Source organism: Rhizobium sp. WSM409 (assembly GCF_057653825.1).
Window position 1 is genome coordinate 3,690,380 of sequence record NZ_CM172794.1, and the last position, 21,374, is coordinate 3,711,753.

Sequence of the window (21,374 nt, forward strand, 5' to 3'; positions counted from 1 at the left end):
ATCGAGATATTTTCGTCACCCGTCACCTGCAGTCAGCTGGTGACGGATGTCCCGGTGCAATTCATTCCGCCGCGATGCCCATCCGGCTGCGCTCCATTTCCTCGAGCGCACGCCGGTATTCAACCGGCATGACCTTGCGGAATTTCGGGCGGTAGTCGGCCCAGTTGTCGAGGATCTCAGTGGCGCGGGCTGAGCCCGTATAATGCAGATGGTTGGAGATCAGCTGGTAAAGGCGCTCCTCGTCATGGCGCGTCATGTCGCCAGAGACGTCGACGCGTCCCTTGTGCATGAGATCACCGCCGTGATGATGCAGCTTTTCCAGCATGTCGTCCTCCTCAGGCACCGGCTCGAGCTCGACCATTGCCATGTTGCAGCGGCTGGCGAAATCACCGGTTTCATCGAGCACGTAGGCGACACCGCCGGACATGCCGGCTGCAAAGTTGCGGCCCGTGGCGCCGAGCACGACGACGACGCCGCCGGTCATGTATTCGCAGCCATGGTCGCCGACACCCTCGACGATGGCGATCGCGCCCGAATTGCGCACGGCGAAACGTTCGCCCGCCACACCGCGGAAATAGCACTCGCCCTCGGTCGCACCATAAAGCACGGTGTTGCCGACGATGATGGAGTCCTCGGCCACGATCCTTGAATTCTCCGGCGGCCGGATGATGATCTTGCCGCCTGAAAGCCCCTTGCCGACATAGTCGTTGCCGTCGCCGATCAGGTTGAAGGTGACGCCGCGCGCCAGGAAGGCGCCGAAGCTCTGACCTGCGGTGCCGCGAAGTGTCACGTTGATCGTGTCTTCCTTCAGACCGCGATGGCGATAACGCTTGGCGACCTCGCCAGAAAGCATCGCGCCCACCGAACGGTCGACGTTCTTGATGCCGACCTCGAAGGCGACGGGTGTCTTGGCCGTCAGTGCCGGCTGCGCCTGTTCGATCAGCACGCGGTCGAGAATGTCGTCGATCGGGTGCTTCTGCCGGCTCGTCCAGAAGGTCTCTTCCTTGGGAGCGTCAACCTTGTGGAAGATGCGGCTGAAGTCGAGGCCCTTCGCCTTCCAGTGCGACAGCATCTCGTCCTTCTCCAGCAGCTCCGAGGCGCCGATGATCTCGTCAAGGCGGGTGAAGCCGAGCGAGGCGAGGATTTCGCGCACCTCGTTCGCGACGAAGAAGAAATAGTTGATGACATGCTCCGGCGCGCCTTTGAAGCGCTTGCGCAGCACCGGATCCTGGGTCGCCACACCAACAGGACAGGTGTTGAGATGGCACTTGCGCATCATGATGCAGCCGGCGGCAATCAGCGGCGCGGTGGCAAAGCCGAACTCGTCGGCTCCAAGCAGCGCCCCGATGATGACGTCGCGGCCTGTCTTCAGCCCGCCGTCCACCTGCAGGGCGACGCGCGAACGCAAGCCGTTCAGCACCAGCGTCTGCTGAGTCTCGGCAAGGCCGATTTCCCAAGGGCTGCCGGCATGTTTGAGCGACGTCAGCGGCGACGCACCCGTACCGCCGTCGAAGCCGGCGACCGTGATATGGTCGGCGCGCGCCTTGGCGACGCCGGCGGCGACCGTGCCGACGCCGACTTCCGAGACCAGCTTGACCGAGACATCCGCGGTCGGGTTGACGTTCTTCAGATCGTAGATCAGCTGCGCCAGATCTTCGATCGAATAGATGTCGTGATGCGGCGGCGGCGAAATGAGGCCGACACCCGGTGTCGAATGGCGGGTCTTGGCAACCGTCGCGTCAACCTTGTGACCCGGCAGCTGGCCGCCTTCACCAGGCTTGGCGCCTTGCGCGACCTTGATCTGCAGCACGTCGGCATTGACGAGATATTCGGTGGTGACGCCGAAGCGGCCCGAGGCGATCTGCTTGATCGCCGAACGTTCCGGGTTCATCGAACCATCGGCCAGCGGCATATAGCGGTCGGATTCCTCGCCGCCCTCACCGGTGTTCGACTTGCCGCCGATCCGGTTCATGGCGATCGCCAGGGTCGTATGCGCCTCCCTGGAAATCGAGCCGAAGGACATCGCCCCCGTCGAGAAACGCTTGACGATATCGACCGCCGGCTCGACCTCGTCGATCGATACTGGTGTGCGGCCGAGTGTCTCGGCGCTCTTCATCTTGAAGAGCCCGCGGATCGTGTTCATGCGCAGCGCCGAGTTGTTCACCATCTCGGCGAATTCCTGGTAACGGTCCTCGGCATTGCCGCGCACGGCATGCTGAAGGGCGGCGACCGCATCGGGCGTCCAGGCATGGCTTTCGCCGCGCATGCGATAGGCATACTCGCCGCCGATATCGAGCGTCGTCGCCAGGATCGGGTCGGCGCCGAAGGCCGCGGTGTGGCGGGCGACGGTCTCAGCGGCGATTGCCTCGAGGCCAACGCCTTCGATCATGGTCGCGGTTCCGAAGAAATACTTGTCGATGAACTCCGACTGCAGGCCGATCGCATCGAAGATCTGTGCGCCGCAATAGGACTGATAGGTCGAGATACCCATCTTCGACATTACCTTGAGGATGCCTTTGCCGACCGCCTTGATGTAGCGGTAGACGATTTCGGTGGCATCCACTTCCTTCGGGAATTCGCCCTTGGCATGCATGTCGAGCAGCGTGTCGAAGGCGAGATACGGGTTGATCGCCTCGGCGCCGTAGCCGGCGAGTAGGCAGAAATGATGGACCTCGCGCGGTTCGCCGGTCTCGACGACGAGACCGACCGAGGTACGAAGCCCCTTGCGGATCAGGTGGTGATGCACGGCAGCTGTAGCGAGCAATGCGGGAATCGCGATCCGGTCCGGCCCGATCTGGCGGTCGGAGAGCACGATGATGTTATAGCCGCCCTTGACGGCCGCTTCCGCGCGCTCGCAGAGCCGGTCGAGCATCTCGGGCATGCCTTCGGCGCCGCGCTCGATATCATAGGTGAAATCGAGCGTCTTGGTGTCGAAACGGTCTTCCGTATGGCCGATCGAGCGGATCTTTTCGAGATCGCCATTGGTCAGGATCGGCTGGCGCACTTCGAGCCGCTTGGCGTTGGCCGCGCCCTCATGGTCGAGAATGTTCGGCCGCGGCCCGATGAAGGAAACCAGGCTCATCACCAGTTCCTCGCGGATCGGGTCGATCGGCGGGTTGGTGACCTGCGCGAAGTTCTGCTTGAAATAGGTGTAGAGCAGCTTCGACTTTTCCGACATGGCCGAGATCGGCGTATCCGTGCCCATCGAACCGATCGCCTCCTGGCCCGTCGTCGCCATCGGCGACATCAGGATGCGGGTATCCTCGAGCGTGTAGCCGAAGGCCTGCTGGCGGTCGAGCAGCGACACGTCGCGGCGCAGCGCCCGCGGTTCCACCGGCTTCAAGTCTTCGAGGATGAGCTGCGTGCGGTTGAGCCAGCTGCGATAGGGATGGGCCGTCGCCAGTTGCGACTTCACCTCGTCGTCTGAGATGATACGGCCTTCTTCCATGTCGATCAGCAGCATCTTGCCCGGCTGCAGGCGCCACTTCTGGATGATGATCTCTTCCGGAACCGGCAGCACGCCGGCTTCGGACGCCATGATGACGCGATCGTCATTGGTGACGAGGTAGCGCGCCGGCCGCAGTCCGTTGCGGTCGAGCGTCGCGCCGATCTGCTTGCCGTCGGTGAAGGCGACCGCGGCCGGCCCGTCCCACGGCTCCATCAGCGCCGCATGATATTCGTAGAAAGCCTTGCGTTCGGCGGCCATCGACTGGTTGCCGGCCCAGGCTTCCGGGATCAGCATCATTACCGCATGCGCCATCGAATAACCGCCGCGCACCAGGAATTCGAGCGCATTGTCGAAGCAGGCCGTGTCCGACTGTCCCTCGTAGGAGATCGGCCAGAGCTTGGAGATGTCCTCGCCAAACAGCGGCGAGGAGACCGACGCCTGGCGCGCCGCCATCCAGTTGACGTTGCCGCGCAGCGTGTTGATCTCGCCGTTATGGGCAACCATGCGGTAGGGATGTGCGAGCTTCCACGACGGGAAGGTGTTGGTCGAGAAGCGCTGATGCACCAGAGCGACCGCGCTTTCGAAACGCGGATCCGACAGGTCCTTGTAATAGACGCCGACCTGATAGGCCAGGAACATGCCCTTGTAGACCACCGTCGCCGACGACAGCGACACCGGATAGAAATTGCTCTCCTCGCCGTCGAACTCGTCATAGATGCGGTTGGAGATTACCTTGCGCAGCGTGAACAGCCGGCGCTCGAACTCGTCGTTGTTTTCGGCATCCTCGCCGGCGCCGATGAAGACCTGCACATGATGCGGCTCGGTTGCGGCAATGGCCGGCGCCTTGGAGAGCGAGGAATTGTCGACCGGCACGTCGCGGAAGCCGATGAAGACCTGACCTTCCTCGGTGATGACGTCCTTGATCACCTTCTTGAAGTGCTCGATCTGCTTTTCATCGCGCGGCATGAAGATATGGCCGACACCATATTCGCCGACCGGCGGCAGGGTGATGCCCTGCTCGGCCATCTCCTCGCGGAAGAAACGGTCGGGGATCTGCACCAGGATGCCGGCCCCGTCACCCATCAGCGGATCGGCGCCGACGGCGCCGCGATGCGTCAGGTTCTCGAGGATGAACAGGCCATCCTTGACGATCTGGTGTGACTTCTGGCCCTTCATATGGGCGACGAAGCCGACGCCGCAGGCATCATGTTCGTTGCGCGGATCGTAGAGGCCCTGCTTCTTCGGCAGGCCGGAGGCGGATTTGGACATATTGGCCGTCGCGCGCAGATTAGCAGCAGCAAACCGGTCAACTTCCATGGATGGCGTCTTCGTCATCATCTTTCCTCCTGTCGAAGCCCGCGGAGCCGCGGGCGGCTTTTCGTCCAGCGCCGCAACCCGAAGATAGGTTCGACGCATGACAGCGCTGTTGCATTGTGAAGATCGGCCGCAGACATCTGCTTTTAAGGAAAGCAAACCGTCGCGTTCCGCGCCTGCCATTCGCCTCCGCGCGGCGCCCCTTGAGGCTTGACGCTCGGAAGAACTATAGCGTGAAAGCCGGTCTGTTCCAGGGCTTTCGGCGTCTCTTCGGTCACAAAGGCCAAAATAGGACAGCAACACTGTCCTAATTCATCAGTTCTATGCCAGAAAGCATTCGGCTCTGCAAGAGCGCTCCGTTAAAAAACGTCAATTTTCGACGGAAGATTGCCTGGGTAGCGGCGATCGCGCAATAAAATTACGCTGAGACGTGTTATTTTGTTTATTGATTGCGTAGTTCAATTTCCGTGATGTGTCGCAGGCGACAACCTTGATCCTGTGAAGCTTTGGCGTAATGTCCGCTGCGGACTTTGCCAACCCCTTCCTTTCCAACGGTTTCCCCCATGTTCTTTGCTTCCGATAATTGGGCCGGCGCCCACAAATCCATTGCCGAACGTCTGCTGACGGAATCGACCGGCTTTGCCGCCGCCTATGGCGCCGGCGATCTCGACAGGAAGGTCGAGGCCCGTTTTTCCGAGATCTTCGAGCGCGAGGTTTCGGTTTTCTTCGTCGCCACCGGCACGGCCGCCAACTCCCTGTCGCTGGCAAGCGTCCAGCGGCCCGGCGGCATCACCTTCTGCCATTCGGAGGCCCATGTGATCGAGGATGAATGCGGCGCGCCGGAATTTTTCTCCGGCGCTGCCCGTCTCGTTGCCATTGACGGCGAAGCCGGCAAGATCGATCCGGCGAAGCTTTCGGCGAAGATCGCAAGCTTTCCCGAGGACGCCGTCCATCATGGCCGCGCCAGCGCGGTGACCATCACCCAGGCGACCGAGATCGGCACCGTCTATTCCTTGCCGGAGATCGGCGAGATCGCCGCCATATCAAGGAAGCGCAATCTGCCGCTCCACATGGATGGTGCCCGCTTTGCCAACGCCCTGGTCGCACTCGGCGCCACCCCGGCCGAAATGACCTGGAAGCGCGGCGTCGACATGCTGTCCTTCGGCGGCACCAAGAACGGCTGCTGGTGTGCCGAAGCGATCGTCTTCTTCAATCCGGATCGAGCCCGGGAAATGCCCTTCATCCGCAAACGCGCTGCCCAGCTCTTCTCCAAGTCGCGTTTCATCGCCGCCCAGTTCGATGCCTATTTCGAAGATGGCCTCTGGCTCGATCTCGCCCGCCATTCGAACGGCATGGCCGACCGGCTGCGCGCCGGCATCGGCACGAGCAACTCCGCCCGCCTCGCCTGGCCGACCGCATCCAACGAAGTCTTTGCCGTCGTCAGCAAGAGTGCCGTGAAAATTGCGGAGGAAAAGGGCGCGAAGTTTTACGAATGGCCGGTCCCGGCGGCAACGCCCGAGCTCGTTTCCGAAAGCGAAACCCTGATCCGCCTCGTCACCAGCTTCGCGACCACCGAAGCGGATGTCGATGGCTTCTTGAAGTGCCTGGCCGCCTGATCGCCTGCCGGAAAGGGTTGCCGGGCCGGCAGGCCTTTCGGTAACGGGCAAGGATTCACGCCGACCGCAATCCCCTCACCTTTTGCAGAATATCCTCGGACAGTGCCGAGACCAGTGCCTGGTCCGCGCCCTTGCGCGGCACCAGCACGAATTCCACATCCTCCAGCACCGGCAGTTTTCCCACCGCAATCTCCTTCAGACCGGACGGCGCCATGCTGCGCGGCTGCACCAGCACGCCCATCCCGGCCCGCGCCGCCGCCGTCAACCCGCTCAGGCTGCCGCAGGTACAGACGATCCGCCACGGCACCGCGTTTCGCCCGAGTGCTTCGAGCGCGATCACCCGTGTGACGCTCGGCGGCGGAAAGGCGATCAGCGGCAGGGGGCCGGAGGCAAGCACACGCTCGGGATCACGCGCCAGCCAGACGAGTGGCTCGCGATAGACGAGTTTTCCGCGCGCATCGCCGAGCCGGCGCTTGGCAAGCACCAGATCGATCTCGCCATTGTCCTGCATCTCGTAAAGAACACCGGACAGCGCCACCGTCAGTTCCAGGTCGACCGAGGGGTGCGAACGAACGAAATCCTCCAGCACCGCCGGCAACTGGCTAGTGACGAAATCCTCCGACACGCCGAGCCGCAGACTGCCACGCAGGCTGTTATTCTTAAACAGCGACTGCACCTGTCCCTCGATCGAAAGCATGGCGCGCGCATGCGACAGCAGCGCCTCGCCATCGCCGGTCAACATCACCTTATGGGTGTCGCGCGCCAGCAGCCTGCGCCCGAGTGCTGCCTCCAGCCGCTGGATGTGCTGACTGACCGTCGACTGCCCAAGGCCGAGCCTTTCTGCGGCGAGCGTGAAACTGCCCATCTGCTCGACGGCGACGAAACTGCGCAATTGCGAAAGGTCTAACATGATCCAGCTTCTCGATAACTGTTATTTCTTGCATCCTGGATCATAATGGACGACAGAACAATGACTGTTTTATCAAGCCGCGAGATCGTCATGCGCCGCTTTCTGCCCGATACATTCACCATCCTGCTCGTCTGCACCGTCATCCTCGCCTCGGTGTTGCCGGCAAGCGGCACATTCGCGGATTATTTCGGCATCGCCACCGATCTTGCCATCGCGCTGCTGTTCTTCCTGCATGGCGCCCGCCTGTCGCGCGACGTGGTCATCGCAGGCTTGCTGCACTGGCGCCTGCATATCGTCATCCTGCTGACCACCTTCGGCATCTTCCCGTTGCTCGGCATGGCACTCGGGCTGATCCCCGACACGATCCTGCCGCAGCCACTCTATCTCGGCATCCTCTTCCTCTGCGTGCTGCCATCGACGGTGCAGTCGTCGATCGCCTTTACCTCGATGGCCGGCGGCAACGTGCCTGCCGCCATCTGCTCGGCCTCGGCATCCAACATCTTCGGCATGTTCCTGACGCCACTGCTCGTCGGCCTGCTGTTTTCCGTCGGCGGCCATGGCGGCTTCTCCTTCGACGCATTGCAGCAGATCCTGCTGCAGCTGCTTGCCCCCTTCATCCTCGGCCAGATCCTGCAGCCCTGGATCGGCGACTGGATCCGCGCCAAGAAGAAGATCCTGATGCCTGTCGACCGCGGCTCGATCCTGATGGTCGTCTATCTCGCCTTCAGCACGGCGGTGGTCGAGGGCCTGTGGCACACCTTCTCGATTGCCGATATCGCAGTCGTCATCGTCGCCGACATGGTCCTGCTGGCGATTGTCCTGGTGCTGACGATGTTCGGCAGCCGCTGGCTGGGCTTCAACAAGGCCGACCAGATCACCATCACCTTCTGCGGCTCGAAGAAGAGCCTCGCAAGCGGCGTGCCGATGGCGAACGTCATCTTCGCCGGCCAGTCGATCGGCGCGATCGTGCTGCCGCTGATGCTGTTCCACCAGATCCAGCTGATGGTCTGCGCCGTCATCGCCCAGAAATACGCCGCCGCCGCGGCCCGCCGTGCAACGGACAAGGAAATCGACGAGGCAACCAGCCCGGCATGAAGCATGTCGCGCAAAACTGTTCAGCGGTTTTGCGATAACGACATGCGTAAATAAAGTGCGAAAGCGCGAGAAGCGAATCTGAAAGATCGCGACGCGCTTTAAGCCGAAATAGAAAACGGCGCCCCGATGGAGCGCCGTTCGTTTTATCCGATAAGGATCTGATTAGCCGTTGATGATCTGCGCCTCGATGGCCTTCGGAGCCTCGACCGGTTCTGCAGCAATTGCGATCTTGCGGGGCTTCATGGCCTCGGGAATATTGCGCAGAAGGTCGATGTGAAGCAGGCCGTTCTTCAGCGAAGCGGCGGTCACCTCGACATGATCGGCAAGCTGGAAGCGGCGCTCGAAGGCGCGCTTGGCAATGCCGCGGTAGAGGAACTCGCCGCTTTCGGCAGGTTCCTCGTTCTTTTCACCCTTCACGGACAGCACAAGGGCATGGGCTTCGATCGAAAGTTCGGTCTCGTCGAAACCGGCAACGGCCATGGTGATGCGATAGGTGTTTTCACCGGTGCGCTCGATATTATAGGGCGGATAGGTCTGCGCCTGCTCCGGCTGGGCAAGGCTGTCGAGCATGGTGAAGAGCCGGTCGAAACCGACGGTCGAACGATAAAGGGGAGAGAAGTCTACGTGACGCATGATGTCCTCCTGTGGAAGCGACGTGTTGCGATGAAATGCCCCTGAGACCCCATCTTTGGCGGCCTTGGGACGGTTGCGCAGGCCCTGTTCGGCACCCGCAGAAAGGAGATGGTGATGGGATTCGAGGAGTTCAAGACCTTTTTGCAATCGCCTTGATCGGCCCGTGAACCCCGCATGAACGACAGGTTCGGAGCACGTTCAGGCGCATTCACTTAGGAATTTAGGCGTCGGGTGAAATCTGGTCCCGATGGCTGAAGTGCATCGTCCCTTCTTCTTCAGCCTCAACTTCGGCCGGCCGCGAGCACCCTCATGCTCCTGCCGGCCCTTTTCCCCCACCGCTTTCCAAGCCGGATGCCATGCGCTATCCCTGATGCGAAGCAGTCAGCAGCGGCGCATTGGCAAAGTCATGGATCAGGTTCTCTATTCGACGCCCGATAATCCCGCCCCGGAAAACCGCACGGAAGGGTTCTTCGAAACCCATGACGGCCAGCAGCTGCGATACGCCGTCTTCCGCTCGAGCGGCCAGATTGCCAAGGGCACCGTCGTCATCCTGCACGGCCGAAACGAATATATCGAGAAATATTTCGAGACGATCCGCGATCTGACGGCCAAAGGACTCTGGGTCGCGACCTTCGATATGCGCGGCCAGGGCGGCTCGCCCCGGCTCCTGAAGAGCCGCAACCATGGCCACATCCGCCGCTTTGCCGATTACGAGCGTGATCTCGACACCTTCCTCGAAAAGGTGGTGCTTCCGGATACCCGCCTGCCCTTCTATCTGCTCGCGCATTCCACAGGCGGCCTGATCGCGCTGTCGGCTGCGCCCTATCTCACCACCCGTATCGATCGCATGGTGCTGTCGGCGCCCTTCATCGGCCTGACCGGCCAGTCGGCCTCGCCGCGTGTCATCCGCGCTCTGGCCGGCACGCTGGCTGCCGTCGGCCTCGGCTTCCTGCCGCTGACCTCGAAACCGAAGGAGCCGAACTTCAGCGACAACCCGCTGACCTCGGACGAACACCGCTTCGAGCGCAATGTCGCAATGATGAAGGCTCATCCGGAATTGACGCTCGGGCCGCCGACGGCCCGGTGGCTGATCGAGGCTTTCCGCACGATGGACCGGGTCACCTCCCCCTATCATCTCTTCTCGATCACCATCCCGACCATCGTCATCGCGCCGACGCGCGACGGGGTCGTGCCCTACACGGCGCAGGAGCGGCTTTCACGTTATTTCCGCGCCGGCCAACTGGTGCCGATCAACGGCGCCCGGCACGAGATCTTCCAGGAACGGGATATCTACCGTGCCGCCGCCCTTGCCGCCTTCCACGCATTCATTCCCGGCAGCGATGCCGAAGAAAACCAGGACGTCGCCGCCCTCGGCACGTGAGCCGGATCGGCTTTGCCGACCGGGGGATCAGCGCTGCTGACCCTGGGATCAGCGCTGCAGGATGGCGATAGCCTGTTCGTAGACTGCGCGGCTGCCGGCAGCGATGATCGAGCCGCCGTTTTCCGGCCGTCCGCCGTCCCAGGTGGTGATGATGCCGCCCGCCCCCTCGATGACGGGAATGATGCCGCCGACGTCATAGGGTTTCAGGCTGTTTTCGACGACCAGATCGATATGGCCGGCGGCAAGCAGCGCATAGGCATAGCAGTCGCAACCGTAGCGAAAGAGCCGTACCTGGCTCTCAATCTCGCGGTATTTCTCCATCTCCTCGCCGGCAAAGAGATGCGGCGAGGTAGTGAACAGGATGGCGTTCGAAAGCGTGTCGCACTGGCGCGTCGCCAGCCGCCGCTCGCCCTCCGGCCCGGTATAGATCGAGCCGTTCTGGTCGGCGAAATAACGCTCGCCGGTAAAGGGTTGCTCGATCATGCCCATGATCGCCCGGCCCGCCTGCTGCAGGCCGATCAGCGTTCCCCATACCGGCACGCCGGAGATGAAGGCGCGCGTGCCGTCGATCGGATCGATCACCCAGACATATTCGCGGTCGAGCCCGACATTGCCGTGCTCCTCGCCGAGAATGCCGTGACCGGGGAAACTCTCCTCGATCAGCGCCCGGATGGCGAGCTCGGCCGCCCGGTCGCCCTCCGTCACCGGGTCGAAACCGGAGGAAAGCTTGTTCGTGACATCGAGGCCGGAACGGAAGCGCGGCAGCGTCTCGGCTCGGGCGGCCTCCGCCAGGCGGTTGAAGAACGAACGGTCAGGAAGCATGATTTATCCGTTTGGCTGGCGGGAATGGCGCTTTTCATAGCGAAAAGCAACGGGAATGCAAACGCAGTAGGCAATCTGGATCTAACTGCCCAAAGATATCGCAGCGCAATATATTGCTTGACATTTGTGCAATGCAATAGTACCGTCCTCAGTACAGTCTTCTGACTGTAAATACCCTCCTTGGGTGTTTCCTCCCTAGACTTAGCCGCGCTCACAAGCGCGGTTTTTTTTGGCCGGGAAGACGAAGGTCAGCGGTATCGAAAAAGAGAGCTATTCGGCGGCCAGCGCCCGCTCGCCGGCAAATTTCTCGACATATTCCGCCATTTGCTGCATGAAGTCCGTGACGGCATCAGCCACTGCGGCGAAATCCTCGCGCTTCTCCAGAGTCAGCTCGTCGACATAGATCGCCCGGTTCACCTCGATCTGCAGCGCGTGCAGTCCGCGCGAAGGTCGGCCGTAATGTTCGGTGATGAAGCCGCCGGCATAGGGCTTGTTGCGGATCGCCGCAAAGCCCATTTCCTCGAGGATGGCGATGGCCGCGCGCGAGAGTTCAGCCGAAGCGCTGGTGCCGTAGCGATCACCGATGATGAAATCGGGTCGCGCCGTGCTGCCGGCAACGCGCACATTGCCGGGCATCGAGTGGCAGTCGATCAGCACGCCGAAGCCGAACTGCACATGCGTTCGCGCGATCAGCCGGCGAAGCGCCGAATGATAGGGCTTGTAGACCGCTTCGACGCGGTCGAGCCCCTCCTGCACCGGCAGGCGCCGCGCATAGATCTCCATGTTCTCGGCGACGATGCGCGGAATGGTACCGAGCCCGCCGGCGACCCTGAGCGAATTGACGTTGGCATAGGGCGGCAGCAGCCCGTCGAACATCCGCGGATCGAGCTCGTAGGGCTCGCGATTGACGTCGAGATAGGCGCGCGGAAAGTTGGCTGCCAGCAGCGGCGCGCCGAGTGCTACGGCCGAGCCGAAGAGTTCGTCGACATAGTGATCCTCGGAACGGCGGATGGCTATGCCCTCGAGCCTGGACTGGGCAATAAATTCCGGTGGATAAATGCGGCCGCTATGGGGGGAGTTGTAGACGAAGGGAATGGTCTGCGACACGGGCTCATGAACCTCAAAAAGCTCGTATTCGCGTATTTCCGGCACTTTCGGCCTCTTTACCATGTCATGAACTGACTGCTTGGCCTATGTTGCCAGTTGCCCGGCCGCAAGTCCATACTATGTAGGAGGGATGGCGGTCACGCACAGGCAATTCACCGGTTGTTTACCGGATAAAGACTAGTGTAAACGGCTGGCAGCCCACCAAAAACCTATGGATCGCGGTCTGGATTGATGACTCAGAAGATACTTCTCGCCGAAGACGACAACGACATGCGCCGCTTCCTGGTGAAGGCGCTCGAAAAGGCCGGCTACAAGGTCCTTTCCTATGACAATGGCGCCAGCGCCTATGACCGGCTGCGCGAGGAGCCGTTTTCCTTGCTGCTCACCGATATCGTCATGCCCGAGATGGACGGCATCGAGCTGGCGCGCCGCGCCACCGAGCTCGACCCCGACCTGAAAGTGATGTTCATCACCGGTTTTGCCGCTGTGGCGCTGAACCCTGATTCGAAGGCGCCGAAGGATGCCAAGGTGCTTTCCAAGCCTTTTCACCTTCGCGATCTCGTCGACGAGGTCAACAAGATGCTTGCCGCGTAAGGCTTGTCAGGCGGCGCGTCACAAAACTGAAAAAAGCCTATTGACGGCTCCGAAGGTTTTGTGATCTATGCGCCGCCATCGGATGGGCGTGTAGCTCAGCGGGAGAGCACTACGTTGACATCGTAGGGGTCACAGGTTCAATCCCTGTCACGCCCACCATCCGATCCCCCTGACATTGTTGAGAAATCCCCGCCTTGGGGATTTTCTAATTCTTGAGGCTGGCCCGCGCTCCAGATCCGGCACTTTGCGGAGCGAGGGTTTGCACATGATTGGCCCGGGCCATGATCCGGGCCGGATTCAATTGGCTGTGGGATAGCCCCACACGTGGCAAATTGAGGGACGTATGACGCAAAGGACGCGGACACGGAAAGCGATATCCATCATCCTCGGCGTCGCCCTGGTTGGGGCTGGCCTCCTCGGTTTCGGTTATATGCAGTTTCATGTCGTCGAGCCCATCAGCATTAAGCTTTGGCTGATCCCGATCACGATATTTGCGGCTGGGGCAGCGATCCTCTGGGACGACTTCAAAAGTCCCTAACGCCTTGTTTGATGTCGAGCATCCGCCGGGTAGGACCAAAATAAGTCACAGAAGAGTGCCAATGCCTGGCTATCCAGTGCACGGCCGATTCGCCGTCGCAGACAGATGGGGTTGAGACAGAGAATGAGACTTTTCGCATCGGCAGCCGCCGCAATTTTTTCCGCCGCCCTTGCCTTGCCGGCCTCTGCCGCGCCGGCCGCGCCCGTCGAGACCTTTCCCGGTGCGCCCGGCGTCATTACCCTTTCCGGCAAATGCGCCAAGCTGGTCGTTGCCAAATTCGACGCCACCAAGGGCTGCAAGAACGAACTTGCCAGCGTCACGCTGGCCAATGGCTTGGTGACCTTCATCTTCACCTCGGACGGCAAGGCGCTCGGCTTCCAAGGCGACGGCAGCGGCATCAAGCCTGCCTCCAACGGTAATGCCCGCCTGCCGCTCAGCCTCGTCACCACGGGTGTCGGCAACAAGATGACCGGAGAGGTCAAGGTCGCCGGCTTCTGCACCTTCGGCAATCCCTATGCCGGCAAGCCGATCGCGATCGAATGCACCGCCGAAAGCAAAGATTCCTCGTTTACCGGCAGCTTCCGCACCGGCGGCAAGCTGGTGAAGAAGGGTAAGTAGCCAGAGCAATCCCTGCAAAACTGCGCAGCGGTTTTTCGTCCGGAATCGCGTGAAAACAAAGAGAGCTTTTCCATGCATTCGAGAATGGAAATGCTCTACAGCGCCGCGCGTCTTTTCAGACGCGCAAAGGACGCTGTAGCATTTTGAATTGCTGTCAGGCGCACCAGGCGCCGCCGGCGGCCCCTGGCTTGCGTGCCAGTCCCTCGTTGATCAGCTGCGCGCCGAAAGAGCGCCCGTCGCGCGAGATGACGCGCGGCGCGCCAGAGGGCTCGCTCTTGCCCGCGGCATTCATGGTGAAGGGTCCGGCGTTCAGAAGCGCCAGCAGCCGCGACTTGGCGGCAAAGGCCACTCGGCGCTCGCCGTCACAGCGCGCTTGGTCGACCACCGGGCTTGCCATGTCGGCAATCACGATCTTTTCGCCCTTGTACCAGAAGACGCCGCCGTCGCTGACGCAATTGATATGGGCGCCCTGCCCGCAATAGCCGAAGGCAACCGTCCCGGTTTCCGAAACGGCCGGAGAGGCCGGTGACGGCACTGCCTTTATCGGCTGGATCATCGGCGTCGGGATCGTGGCCGGCGGCAGCGATTGCGACTGTCGCAGCGGCACTGCGACTTTCGGCGTGGTTGCGGCAAGCGCCACCTGCTTCGGCGGCACGTCCTTCCTGACGACGGGCCTCGGCTCCGCCGTTTCCCGCGTGATCGATGTCGATTGCCTTGCAAGCATCGGCTGGATGCTCTTCCAATGGTCGTGGGCGACGATGCCGCCGATCGCGGCAATGCCGATCACCGCCCAGGGCAGCAATCCGCCACCGCTGCTGCGCGCTTTGCTCTTTCCTCTGGACGGCGCCTTGCGGCGGCCGCGTGTCGCTGTCTTGGCCATCTGTCCGATTCCCGTGAGGCCGGGATTATCGCTGCCCAATCCTTTCCGAAAGGTTGGCGCGGCGACAGGATGATGCCTGGTGCGCCGAACTTTCCCTCCAATGACATGCAAGCGCCGGCGCGGACCGGAGAGACCAACGGGACTGCCGAAACGCATGAGGGAAAAAAGCTGAACAAATTCCGCGCTCAGACGTTAGCCAGCGAAAAATTCCATCTATTCTGGGGAAAAATCCATGGATCTCATCATCGCCGACATAATACCGGCGTCGCGTATCCACTATCCCGTCATCTTCGCCCGCCTCTTCGGCGCCATCGTCTTCGGCGGGCTGATCGGCTTCGAACGCGAGGCACGCGACCGCCCGGCGGGCTTCCGCACCCATATTCTGATTAGTCTTGCCGCTGCCCTCTTCGCCATCATCTCGATCGAGGCCGTGCACATGCCGGGTTTTACCGATGACGAGCAGGTGCGCATCGATCCGCTGCGCGTCATCGAAGCAGTGACCGCCGGCGTCGCCTTCCTTGCCGCCGGCATGATCGTCTTTGCAAGAGGTCGGGTGCACGGGCTGACGACGGGCGCCGGCATGTGGCTCTCCGGCGCGATCGGCCTCGCCATGGGCTTCGGCTATTGGCCGCTCGCCTTCTTCACGACGATCGTCGCCATCTGCGTACTCTTCGCCTTCGGCAAACTCGAACAGCGGTTCGGCTTTAATTCCGGACAGCGTGTCGATCGCGATGAACAGAAATAGAAAAGCAAAGCGCCCGGCATCATGCCGGGCGCTCGTGTTGTCGGCGTGCCCTTCTGTGGGTCACTCGGCTGTTGGCCATTCAGCGCGTGTAGCCGAAGGATCGCTTTTACCAACCGACACGGTGCCGCCGATGGCGGAGAGCGGCTTCTGGCGTTTGCCGATATTGATGCGTTCGTCCGCCGCCTCGCGTACGGCCTTCCATTCATTTTCGTGCCGGATGAAGATTTCGCGGGGCACAAAGTTGATCGTCATATGTTTCTCACCCTGTTTCAAATCTACTGTCATCGCCCAAGGGCTTCCGGAATAGCCGTTATTTCTTGGTCTCTGCATTGCCCTTGATGTCGGGGCCACCCTTGGAAAGATCGGCGCCGGTAACATGGGCCGGCACGTGAATGTCGTGGTAGACGCCGGGCGTAAGCGTCAAGTCGACATGATGCGGCGGCAGCACCTGCGCCTTCTGCATGCGGTTCGGCTTCGACCGCTTCATGCGGTCGGACGCCTCCGTGCGTTTGTCGGGAAGATGGGTCGAAGTGTGCATCATCGGCCTCCTTTTTTAAGCTCAACCAGGGCCTAACGGGCGGGCATCAGGATGGTTCCAAAAAAAAATGCCCAATCTCGGTGTACCTGTCGGCCTTGACTGGCCCGCGAAGTTCATTACCTAGAGCCTATCCTGCAGCCTTCCAGACATCGGCTGACGGGGGAACTTTGGTGCCGGGCCCCTCTGGCGAGAGTTTTACGGCGCTCTCGTGATGTCGGTACCGCCTGCAGCTTAGCCGGCGGATTTTTCATCGATGAACAAGCTCACCATGCCTGACCCGCGTGCCCGTTGTGGCGTGCGGCGTCTTTCCAATTTTTCCACCCTCTTCGACACGATTTGCGGCCGCGAGGTGCGGCCATGAACCAGACTGTGACCTCTAAATCCTCGCTCAGCTATTTCCGCTGGGCTTTCATCGTCACTGCCCTCGGCCTCGTTCTCGGCGCCGTGCTCGGCTGGCAGACGACCGGCACGATCGGCGGCATGGCGACCGTCTTCTTCATCTGCACGGTGCTTGCCGTGCTGGAGATCTCCCTCTCCTTCGACAATGCCATCGTCAACGCCAACAAGTTGAAGGAGATGACGCCGGTCTGGCAGAAGCGCTTCCTCACCTGGGGCATCATCATCGCCGTCTTCGGCATGCGCATCGTCTTCCCGCTGGCGATCGTCGCGATCGCGGCACAGATCGGCCCCTGGGATGCTCTGGTGCTTGCCGCTCGCGAGCCTGCCGAATATGCCCGCATCATGAACGACGCGCACCTGCCGATCGCAGCCTTCGGCGGCACCTTCCTGATGATGGTCGGCCTCAACTATTTCTTCAATCACGAGAAGCAGGTGCACTGGATCGGCGGCCTTGAAAAGATGATGGCGCGTTCCGCCACCATCAAGGGTATCGAGATCGCCTTCGTGCTGGCGCTGATGCTGGTTTTCTCCTGGCTGATCGGCGGCGAGGAAGCCACTGTCTTCGTCCATTGCGCCATCTACGGCCTGCTCACCTTCCTCGCGGTCGAGGTGGTCGGCGGGCTGCTCGATGCCTCGCAGCAGACGATGAGCGCTGCCGCCAAGGGTGGCCTCGGCGCCTTCATCTATCTAGAAGTGCTGGACGCCAGCTTCTCCTTCGACGGCGTCATCGGCGCCTTTGCGCTGACGCAGAACCTCTTCGTCATCGCCATCGGCCTCGGCATCGGCGCCATGTATGTGCGCTCGATGACGATCATGCTGGTGGAGAAGGGAACACTTGCCGAATACCGCTATCTCGAACATGGCGCCTTCTATGCCATCCTGATCCTCTCGGTGATCATGTATGCGCAGACCATGGTGCACATCCCCGAAGTCATCACCGGCCTCGGCGGCGCGGCCTTGATCGGCCTGTCCCTCTGGTCATCCATCCGCCACAACAGGCGCGAAAAGGTGGAGGATCATGGCATCAGGCAGGAGGAGCTTCACGCCTGACATCGGGTGTCACAGCGCGCCGCGCTGCTGCATCCGTAGGGATAAAGATAAAGCCCGCGACCATCCGGTTGCGGGCTAATTCATTCATGCATGGCTTGAACGTGTTAGCGGGAGACCTGACCGAAGGAGGCCGGGTCGATGCCGAGCTTCGCGAGATCATTGGCGCGCGGGCGACGGCCTGCTTCGACAGCGGCGCTGACAGCGTTTGCAGCCCCAAGGACGGCGAATGTGCGGCCAAAGAAGCCAGTACGGATTGAATTGCGAAGTGCGGACATTGTCCTTTTCCTCTTGCTCTATGATTGACTGTCCATAGATGGCGTCACGCATAGACCTCCACAATGCTCAGAAAATCACCTCAGCCATGCATAAACAGCAGGCCGGCACATGTCTCCATGGCCGGCCTCGAGGGAGGGGTGGATCGTCTTCTTATTTTAGTCTTCGTTTGCCGCAAGTTGCGACAGCACCTGACCTCTGCCGCGCAGCCGCAGGATCAGCGGGATGAGGAAGGCGGCGGCTGCAACGATGAGCAAGCCTGCCGCGATCGGCGACATCACAAGCGTCGTGACGTCGCCCTGGCTGATCGCCAGCGCTCGGCGCAGCTGCTGTTCGGCAAGCGGGCCGAGGATCAGGCCGACGACGGTAGGCGCGATCGGATAGCCGAACAGCCGCATCACATAGCCGAGCAGGCCAAAAGTGAGCAGCATGCCGAGCTCGAACACGGATGGATTGGCACCGATTGTCCCAAGCGTCGCAAACAGCAGGATACCGGCATAGAGCCATGGCTTCGGGATTGTCAGCAGCTTTACCCAGAGCCCGATCATCGGCAGGTTCAGCACCAAAAGCATCGCATTGGCGATGAGCAGGCTGGCGATCAGTCCCCAGACAAGCTGCGGATTGGTGGCAAACAGCAGCGGCCCCGGCTGCAAGCCGTACTGCTGGAAGCCGGCAAGCATGATCGCCGCTGTCGCCGTCGTCGGCAGGCCGAGCGTCAGAAGCGGCACCAGGGTGCCGGCGGCCGATGCGTTGTTTGCTGCCTCGGGACCGGCCACCCCTTCGATCGCGCCATGGCCGAACTCTTCCGGGTTTTTCGCCAGCCGCTTTTCGGTCGCATAGGAGAGGAAAGTGCCGATTTCGGCGCCGCCCGCCGGCATCGCGCCGATCGGGAAACCGATCAGCGTGCCGCGCAGCCACGGCTTCCACGAACGCGACCAGTCCTCAGCGGTCATCCAGAGCGAACCCTTGACCGCCTCGACCTTCTCCGCGATCCGGTTGCCCTGCGCGGCGATATAAAGCGTCTCGCCGATCGCAAACATCGCCACGGCAAGCGTCGTCACCTCGACACCATCGAGCAGGTCGGGAATGCCGAAGGAAAGCCTGGCCTGCCCCGTCTGCTGGTCGATGCCGACCATGGCGAGCGCAAAGCCGATAAACAGCGAGGTCAGGCCCCTGAGCGCCGAATCGCCGAAAGCCGAGGAGACGGTAACGAAGGCAAGCACCATCAGCGCGAAATATTCGCGCGGCCCGAAGACCAGCGCCAGCTTGACGATGTAAGGCGCGATGAAGGCAAGCCCGAGCGTCGCGATCAGGCCGGCGACGAAGGAGCCGATCGCCGCCGTCGCCAGCGCCGGTCCGCCGCGCCCGGCGCGCGCCATCTTGTTGCCCTCGAGCGCGGTGACGATCGAGGCGCTTTCACCCGGCGTGTTGAGCAGGATCGAGGTCGTCGAACCGCCATACATGCCGCCGTAATAAATGCCGGCGAACATGATCAGCGAGCCGCCGGGATCGAGTTTGTAGGTGACGGGCAACAGCAGCGCCACGGTGAGTGCCGGGCCGATGCCGGGAAGCACGCCGACGGCGGTGCCCAGCGTCACGCCGACCAGCGCATAAACCAGGTTCATCGGCTGCATCGCAACCAGGATACCCTGCCATAGGAATTCGAATGTGCTCATCTTGGTGTCCCAAGCGGCCTTCCCGACCATCCGATTTCGGGGTCAGGCGCCGCGCAAAATCAAAAGAGCTGACAGCGCGTCCGCGCGGTCAGAAGAACAGATGTTCGAGCGGGCCGGCCGGCAGCGTCAGTTGCAGCAGCTGCGAGAAGATCGCCCAGACGACAAAGCTGAGGACGATGCCAAGCGGCAGCGAGATCCAGAGCTTACGCTTGCCGAAGCCGCGTGCCGTCAGCGCGAAGAGGATGCCGGTCGCGATCGAGAAGCCGGCGACGCGCAAAAGCAGCATCTGGCCGGCAAGACCGGCGACGATCCAGATGACGGGTGCGACTTCCTGCCGGTCGCGTTCGGGAAAATCGCCGCGCCAGGCTTCGAAGGCGGTCCAGATCCCGAGACAGAAGAGGCCGAGTGCCACCACTTGAGGCACAGTCGCCGGACCGATGCGGTCGTACTGCGCAATCGTTTTCAGATGCAAGGCATCCCAGGCCATCACGCCGGCGACGACGAAGAGGAAAACGGCAATGATGAACGCCGCCCAATCAGGGCGGCGTTCGGTTGCCGAGGAGGGGCTATCCTCGCTCATTGAACAAGTCCGATATCTTTGAGAATGCCTTCAGTGGCCGAGACATCCTTTTCGAGCTGCGCCTTGAAGGCGTCGCCGGACAGATAGGTGTCGGCCCAGCCCTTGGTCTTCAGGGTTTCCTGCCAGGTGGCGGAGCTGTGCAGTTTCTCGAAATCGGCGGTGACGCTTGCCACCTGCTCTGCCGACAGGCCGGGAGCAGCGGCAACCATGCGCCAGTTCTGAATGGTGACGTCGGTGCCGGCTTCCTTCAGCGTCGGCGCATCGACGCCGTCGATACGCTTGTCGCTGGATACGGCGAGAAGACGGAGCGTGCCCGACTTCACCTGCGATTCGAATTCGCTATAGCTCGAGACGCCAGCCGTGACCTGGCCGCCGAGAATGGCGGCGAGCGCTTCACCGCCGCCGGAAAAGGCGACATAGTTGATCTTGGTCGGGTCGACGCCGGAAGCCTTGGCGATCAGGCCGACGGCGATGTGGTCGGTGCCGCCGGCAGAGCCGCCGCCCCAGGAAACCGCACCCGGATCCTTCTTCAGCGCCGCGACCAGGTCGGCCATGGTTTTGATCTCGGACGCGGCAGGAACGACGACGGCCTCATACTCGCCGGTCAGACGAGCGATCGGCGTGACATCCTTGAGCGTCACCGGCGACTTGTTAGTGAGGATCGCGCCGACCATGACATAGCCGCCGACAATCAGCGAATTCGGGTTGCCGGCAGCCTGGCTGCTGAACTGCGCAAGGCCGATGGTGCCGCCGGCGCCCGGAACGTTCTGGACCTGCACGTTGCCGGAGATCTTCTCCTGCTGCAGCGCGGTCTGCAGCGAACGGGCCGTCTGGTCCCAGCCGCCGCCGGGAGCGGCCGGCGCGATGATGGTGTAATCGGCCGCATAGGCCGGCAGCGCGATAGTCGCTGCAAGAAGGGTTGCAATGAACGTATGCTTCACGATGTGTCCTCCGTCGGCGGCTGAGCAGACCGCCTGTTATTCTCAAGGGAATCAGGAGGAATGGCTGCCAGCGGACGCAAGCGTCCTGAATGACGAGCGGAATACCTCCCAAGGCTTCAGCTCTCCGCCTCCACGGAGAAGAAGTAGCCAAAGCGACCACAACAACCTGTCATTTAGCTGACATCGGTGAGATATCCAGAAGGACACGACACTTTT

20 protein-coding genes and 1 tRNA gene are annotated in these 21,374 nt (G+C 61.7%); 9 read left to right on the forward strand and 12 right to left on the reverse strand.

Annotated features, from left to right (window positions below; translation table 11 throughout):
- Positions 1–61 precede the first annotated feature (61 nt).
- Positions 62–4,786 carry a glutamate synthase large subunit gene (gene gltB / locus AC25BC_RS18305; protein ID WP_206642365.1) on the reverse strand — a complete coding sequence of 1,575 codons (4,725 nt, stop codon included), beginning with the start codon at positions 4,784–4,786 and terminating at the stop codon, positions 62–64.
- Between the two features lie 539 nt (positions 4,787–5,325).
- On the opposite strand from gltB, the gene AC25BC_RS18310 reads away from it, so the two are divergent.
- Positions 5,326–6,378 carry a threonine aldolase family protein gene (locus tag AC25BC_RS18310; protein WP_012758951.1) on the forward strand — a complete coding sequence of 351 codons (1,053 nt, stop codon included), beginning with the start codon at positions 5,326–5,328 and terminating at the stop codon, positions 6,376–6,378.
- A gap of 55 nt (positions 6,379–6,433) precedes the next feature.
- On the opposite strand, the gene AC25BC_RS18315 is transcribed toward AC25BC_RS18310, so the two are convergent.
- Entirely contained in the window at positions 6,434–7,288 is an 855-nt protein-coding gene (locus AC25BC_RS18315) for a LysR family transcriptional regulator (RefSeq protein ID WP_128438536.1), read from the reverse strand.
- Positions 7,289–7,333: 45 nt separating this feature from the next.
- On the opposite strand from AC25BC_RS18315, the gene AC25BC_RS18320 reads away from it, so the two are divergent.
- Entirely contained in the window at positions 7,334–8,383 is a 1,050-nt protein-coding gene (locus tag AC25BC_RS18320) for a bile acid:sodium symporter family protein (protein WP_128438537.1), read from the forward strand.
- A 162-nt stretch (positions 8,384–8,545) separates the two neighbouring features.
- Here AC25BC_RS18320 and AC25BC_RS18325 read toward each other — a convergent pair whose 3' ends face one another.
- Positions 8,546–9,016 carry an Hsp20 family protein gene (locus AC25BC_RS18325; protein ID WP_012758954.1) on the reverse strand — a complete coding sequence of 157 codons (471 nt, stop codon included), beginning with the start codon at positions 9,014–9,016 and terminating at the stop codon, positions 8,546–8,548.
- Between the two features lie 406 nt (positions 9,017–9,422).
- On the opposite strand from AC25BC_RS18325, the gene AC25BC_RS18330 reads away from it, so the two are divergent.
- Entirely contained in the window at positions 9,423–10,397 is a 975-nt protein-coding gene (locus AC25BC_RS18330; RefSeq protein WP_012758955.1) for an alpha/beta fold hydrolase, read from the forward strand.
- A gap of 48 nt (positions 10,398–10,445) precedes the next feature.
- Here the strand turns inward: AC25BC_RS18330 and hisN are convergent, their stop codons facing one another.
- Together hisN and AC25BC_RS18340 are read right to left on the reverse strand one after the other, a co-directional pair.
- The gene (gene hisN, locus AC25BC_RS18335) at positions 10,446–11,219 is read right to left on the reverse strand and encodes a histidinol-phosphatase (protein WP_012758956.1); all 774 of its coding nucleotides are present in this window, start codon (positions 11,217–11,219) and stop codon (positions 10,446–10,448) included.
- Positions 11,220–11,489: 270 nt separating this feature from the next.
- Complete coding sequence (locus AC25BC_RS18340) at positions 11,490–12,371, reverse strand: N-formylglutamate amidohydrolase (protein ID WP_012758957.1); 882 nt, start codon at positions 12,369–12,371, stop codon at positions 11,490–11,492.
- Positions 12,372–12,557: 186 nt separating this feature from the next.
- Here AC25BC_RS18340 and cpdR1 point away from each other — a divergent pair, with 186 nt between their 5' ends.
- The 4 genes from cpdR1 to AC25BC_RS18360 all read left to right on the forward strand — a co-directional run bounded on the left by cpdR1 (position 12,558) and on the right by AC25BC_RS18360 (position 14,076).
- Positions 12,558–12,920: a response regulator CpdR1 gene (cpdR1, locus tag AC25BC_RS18345; RefSeq protein ID WP_003542883.1), complete on the forward strand. Its 363-nt coding sequence runs from the start codon at positions 12,558–12,560 to the stop codon at positions 12,918–12,920.
- 84 nt (positions 12,921–13,004) lie between these two features.
- A tRNA-Val gene (locus AC25BC_RS18350) sits at positions 13,005–13,079 on the forward strand.
- Between the two features lie 184 nt (positions 13,080–13,263).
- Positions 13,264–13,458, forward strand: a complete 195-nt coding sequence (locus tag AC25BC_RS18355) for a hypothetical protein (protein WP_012758958.1) — start codon at positions 13,264–13,266, stop codon at positions 13,456–13,458.
- Between the two features lie 123 nt (positions 13,459–13,581).
- On the forward strand, positions 13,582–14,076 hold the full coding sequence (locus AC25BC_RS18360) for a hypothetical protein (RefSeq protein ID WP_012758959.1): 495 nt from the start codon (positions 13,582–13,584) through the stop codon (positions 14,074–14,076).
- Between the two features lie 154 nt (positions 14,077–14,230).
- On the opposite strand, the gene AC25BC_RS18365 is transcribed toward AC25BC_RS18360, so the two are convergent.
- Positions 14,231–14,956 (reverse strand): hypothetical protein, encoded by a 726-nt coding sequence (locus AC25BC_RS18365; RefSeq protein ID WP_128438538.1) that lies wholly within the window; start codon positions 14,954–14,956, stop codon positions 14,231–14,233.
- A 232-nt stretch (positions 14,957–15,188) separates the two neighbouring features.
- On the opposite strand from AC25BC_RS18365, the gene AC25BC_RS18370 reads away from it, so the two are divergent.
- Complete coding sequence (locus AC25BC_RS18370; protein WP_012758961.1) at positions 15,189–15,701, forward strand: MgtC/SapB family protein; 513 nt, start codon at positions 15,189–15,191, stop codon at positions 15,699–15,701.
- A gap of 60 nt (positions 15,702–15,761) precedes the next feature.
- On the opposite strand, the gene AC25BC_RS18375 is transcribed toward AC25BC_RS18370, so the two are convergent.
- Complete coding sequence (locus AC25BC_RS18375; RefSeq protein WP_017995172.1) at positions 15,762–15,953, reverse strand: hypothetical protein; 192 nt, start codon at positions 15,951–15,953, stop codon at positions 15,762–15,764.
- A gap of 58 nt (positions 15,954–16,011) precedes the next feature.
- The gene (locus AC25BC_RS18380; protein WP_017995173.1) at positions 16,012–16,242 is read right to left on the reverse strand and encodes a hypothetical protein; all 231 of its coding nucleotides are present in this window, start codon (positions 16,240–16,242) and stop codon (positions 16,012–16,014) included.
- A gap of 354 nt (positions 16,243–16,596) precedes the next feature.
- On the opposite strand from AC25BC_RS18380, the gene AC25BC_RS18385 reads away from it, so the two are divergent.
- Entirely contained in the window at positions 16,597–17,688 is a 1,092-nt protein-coding gene (locus AC25BC_RS18385) for a DUF475 domain-containing protein (RefSeq protein WP_128438539.1), read from the forward strand.
- Positions 17,689–17,792: 104 nt separating this feature from the next.
- Here AC25BC_RS18385 and AC25BC_RS18390 read toward each other — a convergent pair whose 3' ends face one another.
- From AC25BC_RS18390 to AC25BC_RS18405, 4 genes are all read right to left on the reverse strand, one after another.
- A complete protein-coding gene (locus tag AC25BC_RS18390; RefSeq protein WP_164902987.1) occupies positions 17,793–17,963 on the reverse strand; it encodes a hypothetical protein in 171 nt (56 codons plus the stop codon).
- A gap of 156 nt (positions 17,964–18,119) precedes the next feature.
- On the reverse strand, positions 18,120–19,637 hold the full coding sequence (locus AC25BC_RS18395) for a tripartite tricarboxylate transporter permease (RefSeq protein WP_128438540.1): 1,518 nt from the start codon (positions 19,635–19,637) through the stop codon (positions 18,120–18,122).
- Between the two features lie 88 nt (positions 19,638–19,725).
- Entirely contained in the window at positions 19,726–20,217 is a 492-nt protein-coding gene (locus AC25BC_RS18400) for a tripartite tricarboxylate transporter TctB family protein (protein ID WP_017995177.1), read from the reverse strand.
- Complete coding sequence (locus AC25BC_RS18405) at positions 20,214–21,158, reverse strand: Bug family tripartite tricarboxylate transporter substrate binding protein (protein WP_012758969.1); 945 nt, start codon at positions 21,156–21,158, stop codon at positions 20,214–20,216. The genes AC25BC_RS18400 and AC25BC_RS18405 overlap by 4 nt, the downstream gene beginning before the upstream one ends.
- Positions 21,159–21,374: the final 216 nt, after the last annotated feature.